The 16712-nt window shown below is 38.1% G+C and carries 18 protein-coding genes; 17 read left to right on the top strand and 1 reads right to left on the bottom strand.

The annotated features are described in order from the left end of the window. Window positions 1–210: 210 nt before the first annotated feature. From tnpA to BBF96_RS07160, 7 genes are all read left to right on the top strand, one after another. Window positions 211–621, top strand: coding sequence for an IS200/IS605 family transposase (gene tnpA / locus BBF96_RS07190; protein ID WP_127016511.1), 411 nt, complete (start codon window positions 211–213; stop codon window positions 619–621). Between the two features lie 265 nt (window positions 622–886). Beyond that, entirely contained in the window at window positions 887–2023 is a 1137-nt protein-coding gene (gene hemW, locus BBF96_RS07185) for a radical SAM family heme chaperone HemW (RefSeq protein ID WP_127016510.1), read from the top strand. Window positions 2024–2181: 158 nt separating this feature from the next. Continuing rightward, the gene (gene hrcA, locus BBF96_RS07180; protein WP_127016509.1) at window positions 2182–3219 is read left to right on the top strand and encodes a heat-inducible transcriptional repressor HrcA; all 1038 of its coding nucleotides are present in this window, start codon (window positions 2182–2184) and stop codon (window positions 3217–3219) included. A 23-nt stretch (window positions 3220–3242) separates the two neighbouring features. Beyond that, complete coding sequence (gene grpE, locus BBF96_RS07175) at window positions 3243–3968, top strand: nucleotide exchange factor GrpE (protein ID WP_205665735.1); 726 nt, start codon at window positions 3243–3245, stop codon at window positions 3966–3968. Between the two features lie 55 nt (window positions 3969–4023). Further along, window positions 4024–5853 carry a molecular chaperone DnaK gene (gene dnaK, locus BBF96_RS07170; RefSeq protein WP_127016508.1) on the top strand — a complete coding sequence of 610 codons (1830 nt, stop codon included), beginning with the start codon at window positions 4024–4026 and terminating at the stop codon, window positions 5851–5853. A 124-nt stretch (window positions 5854–5977) separates the two neighbouring features. Further along, window positions 5978–7117 carry a molecular chaperone DnaJ gene (dnaJ, locus tag BBF96_RS07165; protein ID WP_127016507.1) on the top strand — a complete coding sequence of 380 codons (1140 nt, stop codon included), beginning with the start codon at window positions 5978–5980 and terminating at the stop codon, window positions 7115–7117. A 452-nt stretch (window positions 7118–7569) separates the two neighbouring features. Further along, window positions 7570–8040 carry an HAD family hydrolase gene (locus BBF96_RS07160; RefSeq protein ID WP_164730943.1) on the top strand — a complete coding sequence of 157 codons (471 nt, stop codon included), beginning with the start codon at window positions 7570–7572 and terminating at the stop codon, window positions 8038–8040. A gap of 213 nt (window positions 8041–8253) precedes the next feature. Here BBF96_RS07160 and BBF96_RS07155 read toward each other — a convergent pair whose 3' ends face one another. Then, window positions 8254–8805 carry a BUD32 family EKC/KEOPS complex subunit gene (locus tag BBF96_RS07155; RefSeq protein WP_127016506.1) on the bottom strand — a complete coding sequence of 184 codons (552 nt, stop codon included), beginning with the start codon at window positions 8803–8805 and terminating at the stop codon, window positions 8254–8256. 162 nt (window positions 8806–8967) lie between these two features. Between BBF96_RS07155 and prmA the strand changes: the two genes are divergently transcribed. The 10 genes from prmA to floA all read left to right on the top strand — a co-directional run bounded on the left by prmA (window position 8968) and on the right by floA (window position 16708). Continuing rightward, the gene (gene prmA, locus BBF96_RS07150) at window positions 8968–9846 is read left to right on the top strand and encodes a 50S ribosomal protein L11 methyltransferase (protein WP_127016505.1); all 879 of its coding nucleotides are present in this window, start codon (window positions 8968–8970) and stop codon (window positions 9844–9846) included. Window positions 9847–9888: 42 nt separating this feature from the next. After that, window positions 9889–10659 (top strand): 16S rRNA (uracil(1498)-N(3))-methyltransferase, encoded by a 771-nt coding sequence (locus BBF96_RS07145; RefSeq protein ID WP_127016504.1) that lies wholly within the window; start codon window positions 9889–9891, stop codon window positions 10657–10659. A 6-nt stretch (window positions 10660–10665) separates the two neighbouring features. Next, a complete protein-coding gene (gene mtaB, locus BBF96_RS07140; RefSeq protein WP_127016503.1) occupies window positions 10666–11973 on the top strand; it encodes a tRNA (N(6)-L-threonylcarbamoyladenosine(37)-C(2))-methylthiotransferase MtaB in 1308 nt (435 codons plus the stop codon). Window positions 11974–12051: 78 nt separating this feature from the next. Then, window positions 12052–12393, top strand: coding sequence for a histidine triad nucleotide-binding protein (locus tag BBF96_RS07135; protein WP_127016502.1), 342 nt, complete (start codon window positions 12052–12054; stop codon window positions 12391–12393). 58 nt (window positions 12394–12451) lie between these two features. Beyond that, window positions 12452–12625, top strand: coding sequence for a 30S ribosomal protein S21 (rpsU, locus tag BBF96_RS07130; protein WP_127016501.1), 174 nt, complete (start codon window positions 12452–12454; stop codon window positions 12623–12625). A 19-nt stretch (window positions 12626–12644) separates the two neighbouring features. After that, complete coding sequence (locus BBF96_RS07125) at window positions 12645–13097, top strand: GatB/YqeY domain-containing protein (RefSeq protein ID WP_127016500.1); 453 nt, start codon at window positions 12645–12647, stop codon at window positions 13095–13097. A 125-nt stretch (window positions 13098–13222) separates the two neighbouring features. After that, window positions 13223–13825: an RNA polymerase sigma factor gene (locus BBF96_RS07120; protein WP_127016499.1), complete on the top strand. Its 603-nt coding sequence runs from the start codon at window positions 13223–13225 to the stop codon at window positions 13823–13825. Then, a complete protein-coding gene (locus BBF96_RS07115) occupies window positions 13803–14384 on the top strand; it encodes a zf-HC2 domain-containing protein (RefSeq protein ID WP_127016498.1) in 582 nt (193 codons plus the stop codon). The genes BBF96_RS07120 and BBF96_RS07115 overlap by 23 nt, the downstream gene beginning before the upstream one ends. After that, the gene (locus tag BBF96_RS07110; RefSeq protein WP_127016497.1) at window positions 14377–15666 is read left to right on the top strand and encodes an NfeD family protein; all 1290 of its coding nucleotides are present in this window, start codon (window positions 14377–14379) and stop codon (window positions 15664–15666) included. Before BBF96_RS07115 ends, BBF96_RS07110 begins: the two co-directional genes overlap by 8 nt. Before the next feature lie 34 nt (window positions 15667–15700). Next, entirely contained in the window at window positions 15701–16708 is a 1008-nt protein-coding gene (floA, locus tag BBF96_RS07105) for a flotillin-like protein FloA (protein WP_127016496.1), read from the top strand. Window positions 16709–16712 lie beyond the last annotated feature (4 nt).

The following is a 16712-nucleotide window of genomic DNA, read 5'->3' as shown; positions in this document are numbered from 1 at the left end:
TTTCGTTAAACCATCTTGGTGAGATTGAAAAGAACGGTCTCATCATAGGATGTGATAAGCTAATCAAGTCACTGAAATCGAACTTTAGATGGTTTGAAAAAATTTTTTTGAAGTGAAAAATTAGCTTTTTGCAGTTTAATCATACCATATATATTACCCAAAAATATTGATATTATTGAATTTGTAGATGAAATATGGTATACTAACTGTATGAAAAAAAACGACTTAATTTATGCTAGAACTTGTATTTATAATGTTAATTATCATATCGTATGGACGGTAAAAAATCGAAAATCAGTATTAAAAGGAGGTATTGACGAATACTTAAAGCGTTTGTTTTTAGAAATTGCTGAAGAAAAAGGTTTTACTATTCATACGATGGAAATCATGCCCGACCATGTCCGTATCTATGTGTCTGCACATCCAAAAATAGCACCGTCTTATATTGTTAAGATGTTGAAAGGGATAAGTGCAAGAAAATTATTTATGAAATACCCTGAACTTAAAGAACAGCTTTGGAAAGGTCATCTCTGGAATTCGTCTTATTACATTGAAACAATAGGTTCCATTTCTGAAGAAACAATCCGTGAATATATTGAAAAGCAAAAAATAAGGGGATAAAAATGGGTTCATTTAATGTACGATTTAGATTTTATCAAAGGATGATTAAACTGCAAAAAGCTAATTTTGAGCGCAATAGAAATTTTTCGTTAAACCATCTTGGTGAGATTGAAAAGAATGGTCTCATCACCGGATGTGATGAGCTAATCAAGTTACTGAAACTAAACTTTAGATGGTTCGAAAAATTTCTTTTGAAGCGAAAAATTAGCTTTTTGTAGTAAAATCAAGGATAAAAAGTAGCCGTTGACTTTAGGAGGATTTATTGATGGAAAGCTGCGGATTATATATTCATATTCCTTTCTGTTTGCGAAAATGTAATTACTGTGATTTCATTTCTTTTGAATATAAAAAAGAGTTAGCAGAAGAGTTTCTGCTAGCTCTTTTTTCTGAGCTTTCTCTTTTAAGCCAGGAATATGACCAAACTATCCTTGAGACGATCTATCTAGGGGGAGGGACTCCCACCTGTCTTTCAGGTGAGGAACTGGCCAGGATTATTGAGGGGGTTAAAGAACATTTTCCAGTTAAAGAAGGAGCTGAGATCACCTGTGAGATGAATCCTGCCACCGGAGTGGAAAAAGATCTTAAGATTATGCGGGAGGCTGGAATTAACCGGATAAGTATAGGAGTGCAGGCATTTGATGACCGCATACTTCAGTATTTAGGGAGGGTTCATAATTTATCTGAGGCACTTAAGACTTATTATACAGTTCGGGAAGTAGGTTTTGACAATATCAATTTGGACCTGATCTTTGCTATCCCTGGACAAACCAGAAAGGACTGGCAGGATTCGCTTGAAATAGCTCTTAAACTCAATCCTGAACATTTGAGTCTCTACAATTTAAAGATTGAGGAGAATACCCCATTTTATTACGATTATCTTAATGGTAAGTTGAAGCCTGTTGATGAAGATACTGAATATTGGATGTATCAGGATGCGATCAATACACTTAAAAATGCAGGGTTTGAACACTACGAGATTTCTAACTTTGCCCGGCCAGGTTATGCCTCGCGCCATAATCTGGGTTACTGGCATTATAAGCCGTATCTTGGAGTTGGCCCTGGAGCCCATGGATTTTTTGGCTCTCTTCGTTATCAAAATACCGATGATTTGGAAGAATATATCAGCTGCCTGACTCGAAACAAACTCCCAAGGCAGGAGGAACTTCACCTAACTTGCAAAGATCAAATGGAAGAATTTGTAATTATGGGGCTTAGAGTTCTGGAAGGGGTCAGTTTAGACGAATTTAGGAAGAGGTTTGGTGAATCTTTGTTGGAGATTTACGGGACACAAATAAAAAAACTTATCAAACTGGGGCTTCTCAATCTTAAAGGAAATTACCTTGCCTTAACAGAAAAAGGACTTTTTCTCGGGAATGAAGTTTTTGCCGAATTCTTGCTTTAAAGGCAAAGAAGAAAATTGAAGAAATCGTGAGTTATTTTAAATTAGTCTCAAATAATCGAGAATAATCTGATTTGACATTCCGAAAAGTGAGTGTTATTTTTAAAATAGTGATTATTAGCACTCATTCAGGACGAGTGCTAACAAAGGGGGCGGGAAAAATGCTGGATGGTCGAAAGTGGGCAATTTTAGAGGCAGTTATTCGTGAATATATCCTTACAGCAGAGCCCATTGGCTCCCGGACTTTAACACGGCGTTATAATTTTGGTGTTAGTCCAGCAACGATCCGAAATGAGATGGCTGATTTGGAAGCAATGGGATACTTAGAACAACCTCATGCATCAGCAGGTAGAATACCTTCAGATAAAGGATATAGAATTTTTGTGGATGCACTTATGAAATCCAATGATTTACCTTCGATTTCGGAAGAAGTGGATCAGATTTTTTTCACTAAAAAACGGCAAATTCATGATCTGATTCAGGAGACCACCAGGATGTTATCCCAACTTACCCATTATATTTCCCTGGGGCTAGTTCCTAATTTCGAGCAGACTATCTTTCAACATCTCCAATTGATTCCTCTGACAAGTCGGAAAGTGGTTGCGGTTCTGGTAACAGATAGCGGTATGGTGCATAATCAGATTTTTTCTATACCCGTAACTATGAGTCGTAAAGAATTGGGCCAGATTTCCGATTTTCTTAATGATAGGCTTCAGGGTATGACTTTAGAAGAGATTGATTCTGTTTTAATGAAAAAGTTAGAGAGAGAATTGGTTAATCGTTATGATATATTATCAGATGTTATAAAGATTTTATATGAAGAACTTTTAGAAGATGTGAAAAAGAAATTGCAGCAAATTTTTCTTGATGGAACTTCTTATATGATAGATCAGCCTGAATTTGCTGATCTTAAAAAATTGAAAACAATGATGAATATGTTGGAAAAAAGAGAATTGTTATATAACATATTGAACCAGAGTGATAATGATGAGACTATTCAGATTACAATTGGGCAGGAAAACCCCCACAAAGAGATGCAGGATTGCAGTATTATTTCTGCAACTTATTCCGTAAATGGCAGGCCGATAGGACGAATTGGAATCTTAGGACCAACCCGTATGGAATACGGGAAGGTTATTGCTGTGGTTCAATATGTTGCAAATACTCTTTCAAAGATTCTTTCAGAAAAAGATGAATAAATTTATGAAAAGTGGGTGTTAAAATGGATGAAATGGGTGAAAAATTAGGACGTCAGGAACAGGAAAATGTAAAATCAATTAAAGAAGAAGAGAAGGAAGAAGTTAAAGTTGATGAACATATTGAAGAAGAGCAGAGAGAAGAGGTTATTGACAAAGAGCAGTTTACTGAAGAACAGAAAGAAAAAGCTGTTAGTGATGGAGAAGATGAAGCTGAAGTAGACGAAGCAGAAGATAGTAGTGTGGAAAATACAGATACTGATAAAGAGGCGGGAGAGGAAAAATCTCCTGAAGTTTTAGCTTTAGAAGAGGAAAAGAAAAAGCTAGAAGAGGAAAAGAAGAATCTGATTGATAAGTTGAGCAGACTTCAGGCTGATTTTAATAACTATCGGCGCCGGGTGGCACAGGAAATGGAAGAACATAAGGCCCGGGCCAATGAGAGACTGTTAGCTGAACTTTTGCCGATTATTGATAATTTTGAACGGGCTTTGAGTGTTGAACAAAACAATGATGAAAGTTTTGTTAAAGGTGTAGAGATGATCTATAAGCAGCTTCTTAACCTTCTTGAAAAAGAAGGTGTTACCCCTATTGAAGCTGAAGGGGAAATTTTTGATCCTCACCTCCATCATGCAGTAATGAAAGAACCTGCTCCAGAAGGAGTAGTTGAAGATACCATTATTGCTGTATTACAGAAAGGTTATTATTATAAAGGGCGAGTACTGCGCCCGGCTATGGTTAAGGTTGCAGAATAAATGATTATCAAATTTATTCCACAAATTAGTGGAAATGTAAAGGGAGGAATAAGTTATGGGAAAAGTACTCGGTATTGACCTTGGTACCACTAACTCCTGTATGGCAGTAATAGAAGGTGGGGAACCAGTTGTAATCCCCAACGCTGAAGGTGGACGTACAACTCCATCTGTTGTTGCTTTCTCGAAAAAAGGTGAACGTTTGATTGGTCAGGCTGCTAAGCGTCAGGCTATTACCAACCCGGAACAGACTGTGATTTCCATTAAACGCCATATGGGAGAAGATTATAAGGTAAATTTAAACGGTAAAGATTACACACCACAGGAAATCTCTGCTATGATCCTGCAAAAATTAAAACGGGATGCAGAAGCTTATCTGGGTGAACCTGTTACTAAGGCAGTTATTACAGTACCTGCTTACTTTACCGATGCTCAGCGTCAGGCAACTAAAGACGCGGGAAGAATTGCTGGTCTGGAAGTTTTACGGATTATCAATGAGCCAACTGCTGCTGCACTGGCATATGGTCTGGATAAAAAGAAGGATCAGACCATTCTGGTATTTGACCTGGGTGGTGGTACTTTTGATGTTTCCATTCTGGAGATCGGTGATGGTGTGTTTCAGGTAATTGCAACTAGCGGTAACAACCATCTGGGTGGTGACGATTTCGACCAGAGAATTATTGATTATCTGGCTGAAGAGTTCAAAAAAGAGCACGGCGTAGATTTACGGAAAGATAAAATGGCCTTACAGCGTTTGAAAGAAGCTGCTGAAAAGGCTAAAATTGAGCTTTCTGGTGTTATGCAGACTAATATTAATCTGCCCTTTATTACCCAGACCGATATGGGTCCAGTCCATTTGGATATGGATCTGACCAGAGCTAAATTTAATGAACTGACTCATGACCTGGTTGAAAAGACATTAGAACCAACCCGTCAAGCTCTGGAAGATGCAGGTTTAACTCCTCAGGATATAGATGAAGTAATTCTTGTTGGTGGTTCAACCCGTATCCCTGCTGTTCAGGAAGCAATTAAAAATCTGATCGGTAAAGAACCTCATAAAGGTGTAAATCCAGATGAGGTAGTAGCTATTGGTGCAGCTATTCAGGCCGGAATTTTAAATGAGGATATCAATGATGATATTGTATTGGTAGATGTAACTCCTCTATCCTTAGGTATTGAGACCTTAGGAGGAGTCTTTACCAAACTGATTGAACGGAATACTACCATTCCTACTTCTAAGAGTAGAATTTTCACTACTGCTGCAGATAATCAGACCTCTGTAGAAATTCATGTTCTGCAGGGCGAACGTGCGATGGCTAAAGATAACAAAACATTAGGCCGTTTCCAACTGACCGGTATTCCACCTGCACCACGAGGAGTTCCTCAAATTGAAGTTACTTTTGATATCGACGTAAACGGAATTGTCCACGTTTCAGCAAAAGATTTAGGTACCGGTAAAGAACAGTCTATTACAATCAAATCCACTACCAACTTATCTGAAGAAGAGATTGAACGGATGATTAAAGAAGCTGAAGCTCATGCTGAAGAAGATAAGAAACGGCAGGAAGAGATCGAAATTCGTAACAATGCTGATAACATGGTATATCAGGTTGAAAAACAGCTTAAAGAACATGGAGATAAAATTGATACCGGCTTGAAAGAGAAAATTGAAAAAGCTAAAGATGAACTTAAAAATGCTCTGCAAGGAAATAATACTGAAGAGATTAAGGCCAAAACTGAGGCTTTAACAGAACTCCTTCACGAGTTAAGTAAACAGATTTATGCCAATATGGCTCAAAATAATGCAGGAACTCAAGCAAATACCAATACCAATGCAAATAAAGGTAATGACGAAAATGTTGTAGATGTAGATTATGAAGAAAAATAAACTTTACTAATGGGGGTTTTTTTAAGGCAAGTCAAAGCCAGAAGATTTGGCTTTGACTTGTTTTGTGATATCCGAAAAATATAAGTTGCAGCATATGTTGTAGCAGGAAGGAGGTGTAGAAGGGGTGAGTAAAAGAGATTATTATGAGGTTCTTGGTGTTAGCCGGGATGCCGATATAAAAGAGATTAAAAAAGCCTATCGCCGTTTGGCCAAGAAGTATCACCCCGATTTAAATAAAAACGATCCAGATGCTGCAGAAAAATTTAAAGAAGTTCGCGAAGCCTATGAAGTTTTAAGTGATCCTGATAAGCGGGCCCGTTATGATCAGTTTGGGCATGCTGGCGTTGGCGAAGATGGTGGATTTGGAGGTTTTGGAAATTTCGGCGGTTTTGGTGATTTTGGCCAGACTGATTTTGGCTTTGATGATATATTTGATATGTTCTTTGGCGGCAGCAGTCGTAGGCATCGGGGCCCAACCCGTGGAGCAGACCTTCAATATAATCTTGAAATTACTTTTGAAGAGGCAGCTTTTGGAACCAAAAAAGATTTGCATATTCCCCGAACTGAAACCTGTCCAAAATGTAATGGTACTGGTGCAAAACCGGGTACAGGTCTCAAAACCTGTCCGAAATGTAATGGCCGGGGAACGATTCAGTTTGCCCAACAGACACCATTGGGACGTTTTGTTCAGACCAGAACCTGTGATGAGTGTGGCGGTTCAGGGCAAAAGATCGAGACTCCATGTCCCGAATGTTATGGCCGGGGCCAGGTACGCCGTGAACGTACTATTACTGTCAATATTCCGGCAGGTGTGGATACTGGTAGCAAGTTGAGATTGAGTGGCGAGGGAGAAGCCGGTGAACGTGGTGGTCCTCCAGGAGATTTATATGTAAGAATCCAGGTTAAGCCTCATAAGATCTTTAAACGCCGTGGTAATGATATAATATGTGAAATTCCAATTTCAATTGTGCAGGCAGCGCTGGGAGATGAGATAGAGGTTCCTACTCTGAACGGAAGAGCTAAATTTACCATTCCTGCTGGAACCCAGCCGGGGACCAGTTTCCGTTTAAGAGGAAAGGGAATACCCCATTTAAACGGTTATGGTCGGGGAGATCAGTATGTTAAAGTAAAGGTAGTGGTTCCGACTAAATTGAATAATAAACAAAAGGAACTGCTAAAGAAATTTGCTGAGATCAGTGGTGAAGAGATTAATCCTGAGCAGAAGACCTTTTTTGAAAAAGTTAAAGAGGTATTTGGGGTTTAATAATTAAAGGAGAGGTAGAACCTCTCCTTTATTTGTGTTTAGGAAATTATACATTTTTACAAGTTGTGGATAACATTTGGTATGATTATACTGCAAAAAGCTAATTTTGAGCGACATAGAAATTTTTCGCCAAATCATCTTAGCGAGATTTTCGACGAAATAAGGCCTCATCACAGGAGGTGATGAGCTAATCAAGGGCCAGGAGGGCCCTTTGATTAGGAAGCCTTATTTCGGCGGAAATCGAGCTTTAGATGATTCGAAAAATTTCTCAAGAAGCGAAAAATTAGCTTTTTGCAGTAAAATAAGATTAAATGCCCGAAGGGCATTTTGTTCTTATAAAGAAAAAAAGGATTCATTAATATTTTAGCGAATATTGGTTATAACCAACTATTCAAAAAGTAGGAGTTTGAGAACGAAAATGGTGCTGTCATTTTCAGATTGGGGGTTAAATAATGATCAAAGTTAATATTCCAGAACGCGGAACTGTTGAATTAAAATATCTTGTCCTGGATTTTAATGGAACCCTTGCTTTAGATGGTGTGATTTTTCCTGAAGTATTACCTCTTTTAGAAGAGATTGCAAAAAAGATAAAAATTTATACTTTAACTGCAGATACCTTTGGTACCGCAAGAGAACAAACTATTCATCTTCCAGTTATTTTACATACCCTCAAAAGTAATTTCCATACCCGGGAAAAGGGTGAGTTTGTTAAGAAACTGGGTGAAAAAAATGTAATTGCAATCGGAAATGGTAAGAATGATCTTGAGATGTTAAAAAGGGCTGAGATTGGAATTGGTGTACTTGGTGACGAAGGTTGTGCTACAGAAATTTTTCAGGTTGCTGACCTTATAGTTCCGGGAATTCGTCAAGGCCTGGAACTTTTACTTTATCCGAAACGGCTTGTAGCAACTTTACGAAGATAAGGAATTAAAAGCATGATTAAACTGCAAAAAGCTAATTTTAAGCGCTATTGAAATTTTTCGTTAAACCATCTTAGTGAGACTTCAGTCGAAATAAGGCCTCATATGAGGATTGATGAGCTAATCAAAGGCCAGGAGGACCCATTGATTAGTGTGCCTTATTTCGACTGAAATCGAACTTTAGATGGTTTGAAAAATTTCTTTTGAAGCGAAAAATTAGCTTTTTGCAGTAAAATCGTTTATATATTTTTTCCAATGATGATAAATTTCGGGATCAAAGGTCTTAACAAATTGTAAAAATATTTTTTTCTGTCCCAGTTTCTCCAATTCAGAAAAAAGTTTTCGGGGAAAAGTTCTATGGTGAAGCATCATATTGGTTGGGTCAATAATTTTAATCTCTAAATTATGTGTAATGAAGATATGTCGGGGATGCATATCTATACTTCTAAACCCTAGATTTTTAAAGGTACGGAGAAGCTTTATGATTTTTTTAGAGAGAGCTAGAGTCATGGGATTAAGTTTTAAATGTTGATTTAGCGGGGTTCCTTTAATATATTCTCTTATTATATAGTACTTACCCCATTCAAAAATTTCCGGAAAAAATGGACTTTGCTGACCTCTCTGTAAACATTTTAATTCCCGTTTAAAGTACTTTTTCTTTTTATAAATTTTAATACAGCGATTATCATCAATTTTATAAACAATTCCTTGACTTCCACTTCCTATCATCTCGAGATTTAAAGAACGAAACTTTATAGGTAATTTCATTTATACCACCTCAGATTTATTGATACTATATAATATTAAATTAATTTAAAATTGTTCTAACCAAATTATCGCCCCGGCCAAAAAAACTTGATATTGAATGACTAAATGTGGTAGACTATATGGGGATATAACAAAAAGTTCTTAACAATTGGAGGTATTATTATGTCAGACTGGATGGAAATTAATCTTCGTATAAAGCCGGAAGCTCAAGAAGCAACTACAGAGATTCTTTATAATGAGGGTGCTCAGGGAGTGTGGCTTGATGAAGAGGGGGATCGGGTGGTGATTAAGACCTATCTTCCTTATGAGAGTGTGACACCTGAAAAATTAGTCATGATAAAAGATAAGATTCAGGGTTTGAATCAATTTGGATTGGATCCGGGAAATGTAGAATTATTTACCGATAAAGTTGAAGAAGAGGATTGGGCCAACTCCTGGAAAGAGTACTTTTATCCTGAAAAAATCACTGAAACTTTTGTGGTTAAGCCTACATGGCGGGAATATCAGGCAAATCCCGGTGAGATTGTTATCGAGATTGATCCGGGAATGGCCTTTGGTACAGGAACTCACCCTTCAACCTATCTCGCCATTCAGGCTTTAGAAGATTTTGCTTCTAAAGTACATAATATGTTGGATGTTGGAACTGGATCAGGAATTCTGGCAATTGCAGCAGCGTTACTGGGAGTTCCTCAGATTACGGCTGTAGATATAGACCGGGTCGCAGTAAAGGTTGCCCAGGAAAATGTTCTACTTAATAAAGTTCAGAAACAGGTTCAGGTGATGCGTTCTGATCTGGTTGAACGGATCAAAGAGAAAGGTAAGAAATTTAAACTTGTTACGGCAAATATCATTGCAGAGATTATTCTCAAGCTAATACCTGATTTACCGGAAATTATAGAGGATGAAGGTTACTTTATTGCTTCAGGGATTATCACCGAACGCTTTTTAGAGGTACAGAAGGCTCTAAAAGATAAAGGTTTTCAAATTAAACGAATCTATCGTGAGGGTGAATGGGTTGCCCTGGTTGCGGAAAAAAGTTAAATTGTTTTTAATGGGGCTTTTAAATGGGGAGGGTTTTGGTGGATGCATCGGTTTTTTGTCAAACCGGAGAATATAATTAGAGATAAGGAAGTAATAATCACTGGAGATGATGTTCAACATATAACCCGGTCTCTTAGATTAAAATCCGGTGATCAAATGATTGCCTGTGATGGTAAGGGAACGGATTATCTGGTGGAATTAATAGATTTGAATCAAAAAGAGATAACCTGTCGTATTATTGAATCCAGAAAAAGCCGGGGTGAACCTGATATTGAAGTGACCCTCTTTCAAGGGCTGCCTAAGAGTGATAAAATGGATCTTATTACACAGAAATGTACCGAACTGGGAATCCGGCGGATAATACCTGTTGAAACCGGCAGAACAATTGTTAAATTAAATGATAAAAAGGCTAAGCGGCGGGTTGAAAGATGGCAAAAGATTGCTTATGAAGCAGCAAAACAGTCCCAGCGGGGAAAAATACCTTCAATCGGTCCCATTTTGAACTTAAATGAAGCTTTAGAAATGATTAAAAAAGAAAAGTATGATTTATTTCTAGTACCCTGGGAAGAAGCCAGAGGTAACTCAATCCGTCAGGTACTTAAGAACTGGAATGTTGATAAAAAGGCAGGACTTAAACGAATTGCTTATATGATTGGACCCGAAGGCGGTCTAGAGGAAAAAGAAGTACAGACTTTAATAGACCTGGGTGCTCAACCTGTAACTTTGGGTCCTAGAATTTTAAGAACTGAGACTGCCGGGTTTGTTGTACTTACTGTACTAATGTATGAATTTCTGGAGATGGAGGATGTGTGACTGTTGATGAAAAAGGTAGCATTTAATACCCTTGGATGTAAGGTTAATCAATATGATACTGAATCAATGATGAAACTTTTTGAAGAAGCTGGCTATGAGATTGTTGATTTTAAGGATAAAGCTGATGTATATGTAATCAATACCTGTACTGTTACCCACGAGGGGGCTCGTAAGTCACGGCAGATGGCCCGACAGGCCAAACGCCGTAATCCTGAAAGTATTGTTGCTGTGGTGGGATGTTATGCTCAGGTGGCACCAGATGAAGTGATTAAAATAGATGGTGTGGATTTGGTGGTGGGAACTAAATCCCGTAATGAGTTGGTAGAATTGGTTGAAAAGGCAAAAGAAACGGATTTACCTTTGAATTGTGTTGAAGCAATGGAGGAAAAAGAAGAGTTTGAAGAATTACCGGTAGAGGAATTTAAAGGTCGGACCCGGGCCGTGATTAAAGTGGAAGACGGATGTAATCAGTATTGTTCCTATTGTATTATTCCATATGCCCGCGGACCGGTCCGGAGTCGTAGACCGGGGAATGCTGTTAAAGAAATCCAGACTCTGGTTCAAGTTGGAGTAAAAGAAGTGGTTCTTACCGGGATTCATCTGGGAGCTTATGGGCAGGATCTGGGTCCGGATATGAACCTGGTAGAATTAATTAAGATGCTGATTAAGATTGAAGGTTTAGAGCGGATCCGGCTTAGTTCCATTGAGATTACAGAAGTGGATGATGAAATGATTGATCTTTTGGCGAATGAACCTAAGTTTTGTCCCCATTTACATTTACCACTTCAATCTGGAAGTGATACTATATTAAAGGCAATGAATCGTCCCTATACCACTGAAGAATTTGCTTCTGTGGTAGAAAAAATCCGGAGTCGAGTTCCGGATATTGCCATAACTACAGACGTAATGGTTGGTTTTCCGGGAGAGACAGATGAGTTATTTGAAGAGACCTATCGGTTTATTGAAAAGATTGGTTTTAGCCAGCTACATGTTTTTAAGTACTCTATTCGTCAGGGAACACCAGCTGCTAAAATGAAAAACCAGGTTTCCCATCAGGTAAAAAATGTGCGGAGCGAAAAGCTGCGTTTATTAGGAGAAAGGTTAACCTTAGAATACAATCAGAAGTTTCTCAATAAAGTTTTACCTGTACTTATTGAAGAAGAACGGGATCAAAGTACCGGAATGCTCACAGGAGTAACACCTAATTATATTCGAGTATATATTGATGAAGAAAGTAATAAAGTGAAAGGTAAGATTTTACCAGTTAAATTAGTAAAATCTTACGGAACAAAAGCTGTTCTGGGAAAGCTTTAAGTAAAATTTATTACAAAGCAGGAATTTTATTTTTAATAGAGAATATATAAAAGGTGTGGATATGAGGGGGTGTAAAGAGTGAGTGACTGCATTTTCTGTAAGATTGCCGCAGGAGAGATGGGAACTGAATTTATTTATGAAGATGATCAGGTTGTTGCCTTTCGTGATATTAATCCGGTTGCACCTGTTCATATCCTGGTTATTCCCAAAAAGCATATTCCTTCGGCAAATGAACTTACAGAAGCAGATAATCAGTTGATTGGACATATTTTCCAGGTAATCAAGAAATTAGCTCAGAAAGAGAACTTAAATCAAGGTTATCGCATTGTCAACAACTGTGGAAGAGAAGGTGGCCAGACTGTACATCACCTTCATTTCCACTTACTTGGCGGTCGAAATCTACAATGGCCTCCAGGTTAATAGTTGACAGTGTTTTATTTGAATTTTTTGATTTTCCTGGTGGGGAGGTGTAACCGAGATGGCTGAAGTTAGAATCCGTGAGAATGAATCTCTGGATAGCGCCCTTCGTCGGTTTAAAGATATATGCCGGAAAACCGGCATCTTTGCCGAGAGTAGAAAGAGAAGGTATTATGAAAAGCCTAGTGAGATTCGTAAGAGAAAAATGGCTTCCCGCAAAAGAAGAGGTAAATAGAGCCTAAAGGAGGGGTTTCATGTCTACCCTTAAAGATGAGTTGCTGGAAGATATGAAGATTGCCATGAAACAAAAGGATAAGGAACGCTTATCCGTTATTCGTATGGCCCGTGCTGCCATTAAAAATGTGGAGATTGATAAGCGGAAAGACTTAACTGATGAGGAAGTCATTGAAATACTGGCTAAAGAGGTTAAGAGTCGCCGTGATGCAATCACCGAATATGAAAAGGCTGGCCGGGATGATGTTGTCCAGAAACTCCAGCAAGAGATTGAAATTTTAAGCAAATATCTACCTCGACAGTTAACACGGGAAGAATTAGAGGTTCTTGTAAACGAAGTCGTTGCCCAGGTAAATGCAACTTCCCTTAAAGATATGGGGAAAGTAATGGGTGCGATTATGCCAAAGGTTAAAGGGCGTGCTGATGGTAAATTGGTTAATCAATTGGTTAGAGAAAAGTTAAGTAAAGATTAATTTTATAAAAAACCGATATCCAGTAGTGATATCGGTTTTTTATTTTTTTTGATAAAAAAATTTTTATTAACCGGAACTAATTTTTAATTGATTCGTATTTAAATGATGAGGAGGGAGGGGTGGATATGTGCCAGGAGCGGGATATATATCTGGTTAAACGTACATTGGCTGGTGATGATGAAGCCTTTGCAAGGCTCGTGGATTGTTATAAAAATCGCATATTTCAGTTGATATATTGTAAGATTCAGAATAAAGAGGATATTGAAGACTTAGCTCAGGAGGTATTTTTAAGGATATATAAATCCCTTAAGAAATTTGATCAGAAGCGAAAATTTTCTACATGGATTTATACCATTGCTAATAATCTTTGTATTGATTATCTGAGAAAAAAAAGGTTGCAGGCTGTATCACTTGATGCCCCTCTTTTCCCTTCAAATAAGGATATTTATATAGAGATTCCGGATGAAGAATATGCGCCTGAATTAATCTTGCAAAAAACAGATGAGCAGAAACGAATTATAGAAGCAGTTGAGAGTCTGGCAGAAGAATATAAGCTGGTAATAAAATTACGTCACTTTAAGGGTTACTCTTATAAAGATATTGGAAAGATTCTGGATTTGCCTATAGGTACTATCAAAAGTCGGATTTATAGAGCACGTAAAAAGTTGAAAGATATTTTATTTAAAGAGGGGGGTGGGGAAAAAAATGGATTGTCAAAATGCCTATAAGTTGATGAACAGGTATATTGATGGAGAGATTACATCAGAAGAAGAAAAAGTATTGGAGTTTCATCTTTTACGTTGTAGAGGATGTCAGAAAGAGTTTGGTGAAATTAAAGAACTGAATCTTATGTTAAATACACTTTATCCATCTTATGATTTCACTTCTAAAGTCATGGCCCGTATTGAAGAAGAAAAAGGTTCAGGAATTAGGCGTCGGTTTAAGAGAGGAAAATGGTTGTGGATAGGTGCTGTTGCGGTGATTTTGCTCTGTATTTTTCTGTTCTCTAATTTGTTTGATAGAGATATGGAGCTTATCATTAGTTCCGGTCAGGTTAAGACAGAGAATAATAAATCCGGTCAAAGGGAGTTGACAGTGGTTGATGGAGAGATTAGAATTAATGGTTTAGCTGGAACCCTTAATGCTATCAATAGCCAGATTTATTTAGAAGGAGTAAGGGCAGACTTTGGGATGGGATTTTTTGATAGTATTAAATACGAAATTAAGGAAATTTATCTTAAAATAAAGAACTGGCTCTTTAAACAAAGGGGGAAGAAGGATGAATAAATATAGGCGACTTATTATTATTCTGCTGATCTTTTTATTTTCTGTCACTCCAATACTTAAAGGGGCTCCTTCTGATCTTATTTATCTTGTAAAAGTGGAAGGGGATATTGATCCCGGTCTTACCAGATTTATTGAAAAAAGTATCAAAAATGCTGAAAGAGATGGAGCTAAAGCAATTATCTTTCAAATCAGTACATTTGGGGGATTGGTGAAGTCGGCAACAGAAATTCGTGATCTGATTATTGATGCACCTCTTTTAACAGTGGCGCTTGTCAAAGACCGGGCCTGGTCAGCAGGTGCATTGATTACTTTAGCCTGTGATCGGATTTACATGACACCTGGAAGCAGCATTGGTGCTGCTGAGACCAGGCCTAAAGAAGAAAAATATATATCTGCTTTTCGAAAAGAATTTAAAGCAACTGCGGAAAGAAAAGGCCGTAATCCGGATATTGCAGCTGCTATGGTAGATGCAGATATTGAGATAGAAGGGGTTATTGAAAGAGGTAAATTATTGACTTTGACGGCAACTGAAGCCGTAGAACTTGGGATGGCAGATAAAAGATTAAATACTGTAGAAGAGATTTTACCTGAAATCGAAGCGGAAGGAGGGGTTGTTAAAGTTATAGAACCATCTCTTAGTGATCAATTTGCCCGAATTATCACCAATTCTTATATTAGTTCACTTCTTATTATTATCGGATTTATAGGATTAGTTGTTGAGGCAGTGACTTTAGGTTGGGGAGTGGGAGGTACAATCGGAATACTCTCATTGGCTCTCTTTTTTAGTGGAAATTTATTGGTGGGTAATACCAACTGGGGTTTAATTCTTCTCTTTTTGGCCGGAATGATTTTATTAGGTCTGGAATTTTTCGTTGTTCCTGGCTTTGGTATTACAGGATTGACAGGGATTGTTTTGGTTGTTGCAAGCTTATTTTTGACCTTTGAAAATGCAGTTTTAGGGGTATATGCGATCTCAATTGCCTTGATTCTTGCTCTAATAACATTTGTTTTTCTGATTCGATATTTTGGAAACACCAGAATATGGAATAAAATTGCTTTAAATGCTGCTCAGACGAAAGAAGATGGTTATCTGGTGCCGGGTCAACGAAAAACACTTATTGACAAAGAAGGTGAGGCTTTAACTCCACTACATCCAGCTGGTACAGCTCTTATTGATGGTGAACGGGTGGATGTAATCTCTCAGAGCAGTTATATTCCGAAAGGAAGTAGAATAAAAGTTATAAAAGTTGAAGGAACAAAGGTTATTGTAAGAGAAATATAAGATTACCATAAATTAAAGAAAGGAGTTGTATATAATGCTTATTCCTGTATTTATAAGTGTATTTGTTATTTTCTTTATTATGCTCTTCTTTTACTTCATTCCTGTTGGACTCTGGATTTCGGCACTGGCTTCAGGAGTAAAAGTGGGAATTTTTCAGTTAATCGGAATGCGTTTACGACGAGTTCCACCTGTAAAAATTGTAGCTCCCATGATTAAATCCCATAAAGCTGGAATATCTCTAACCAGTGATCAACTGGAGTCTCATTATCTGGCAGGCGGAAATGTTGACAGGGTAGTAGATGCTCTGATTGCGGCACAACGGGCCAGGATACCGCTTAGTTTTGAAGGGGCAGCTGCTATTGATCTGGCTGGTCGGAATGTGTTAGAAGCGGTACAGATGAGTGTTAATCCAAAGGTTATTCAGACTCCTGTCGTTACTGCAGTAGCCCGGGATGGTATTCAGGTTATGGTTACTGCTAGAGTAACTGTCCGGGCCAACATTGAGCGACTGGTAGGAGGGGCCGGTGAAGAGACAGTTCTTGCCAGGATTGGTGAAGGTATTGTGACTACCGTCGGTTCGGCCGATGATCACAAGAAAGTATTAGAAAATCCTGATTTAATTTCCAAGGTTGTATTGGATAAAGGTCTTGATTCAGGTACTGCTTTTGAGATTCTCTCCATTGATATAGCTGATGTAGATGTAGGTAAGAATATCGGTGCCCAGTTGCAGATTGACCAGGCTGAGGCTGATAAAGAGATTGCACAGGCAAAGGCTGAAGAGCGCCGTGCTATGGCTGTTGCTTATGAACAGGAGATGAAAGCTAAGGTTCAGGAGATGAGGGCTAAAGTAGTAGAAGCTGAGGCTGAAGTACCGAAAGCTATAGCAGAAGCTTTACGCAGTGGTAAAATAGGTGTTATGGATTATATGATGATGCAAAATATTCAGTCAGATACCCGGATGAGGGAAAGTATCTCTAAGATCGGTAATACTAATGCTTTCAGGACTCCAGAGATGAAGAATGAAGAACAGAATAAAGAATAATGGA

This window comes from Anoxybacter fermentans (assembly GCF_003991135.1).
Classification (GTDB): Bacteria; Bacillota; Halanaerobiia; order DY22613; family DY22613; genus Anoxybacter; species Anoxybacter fermentans.
This window is presented reverse-complemented; position numbering and strand designations above follow the sequence as displayed.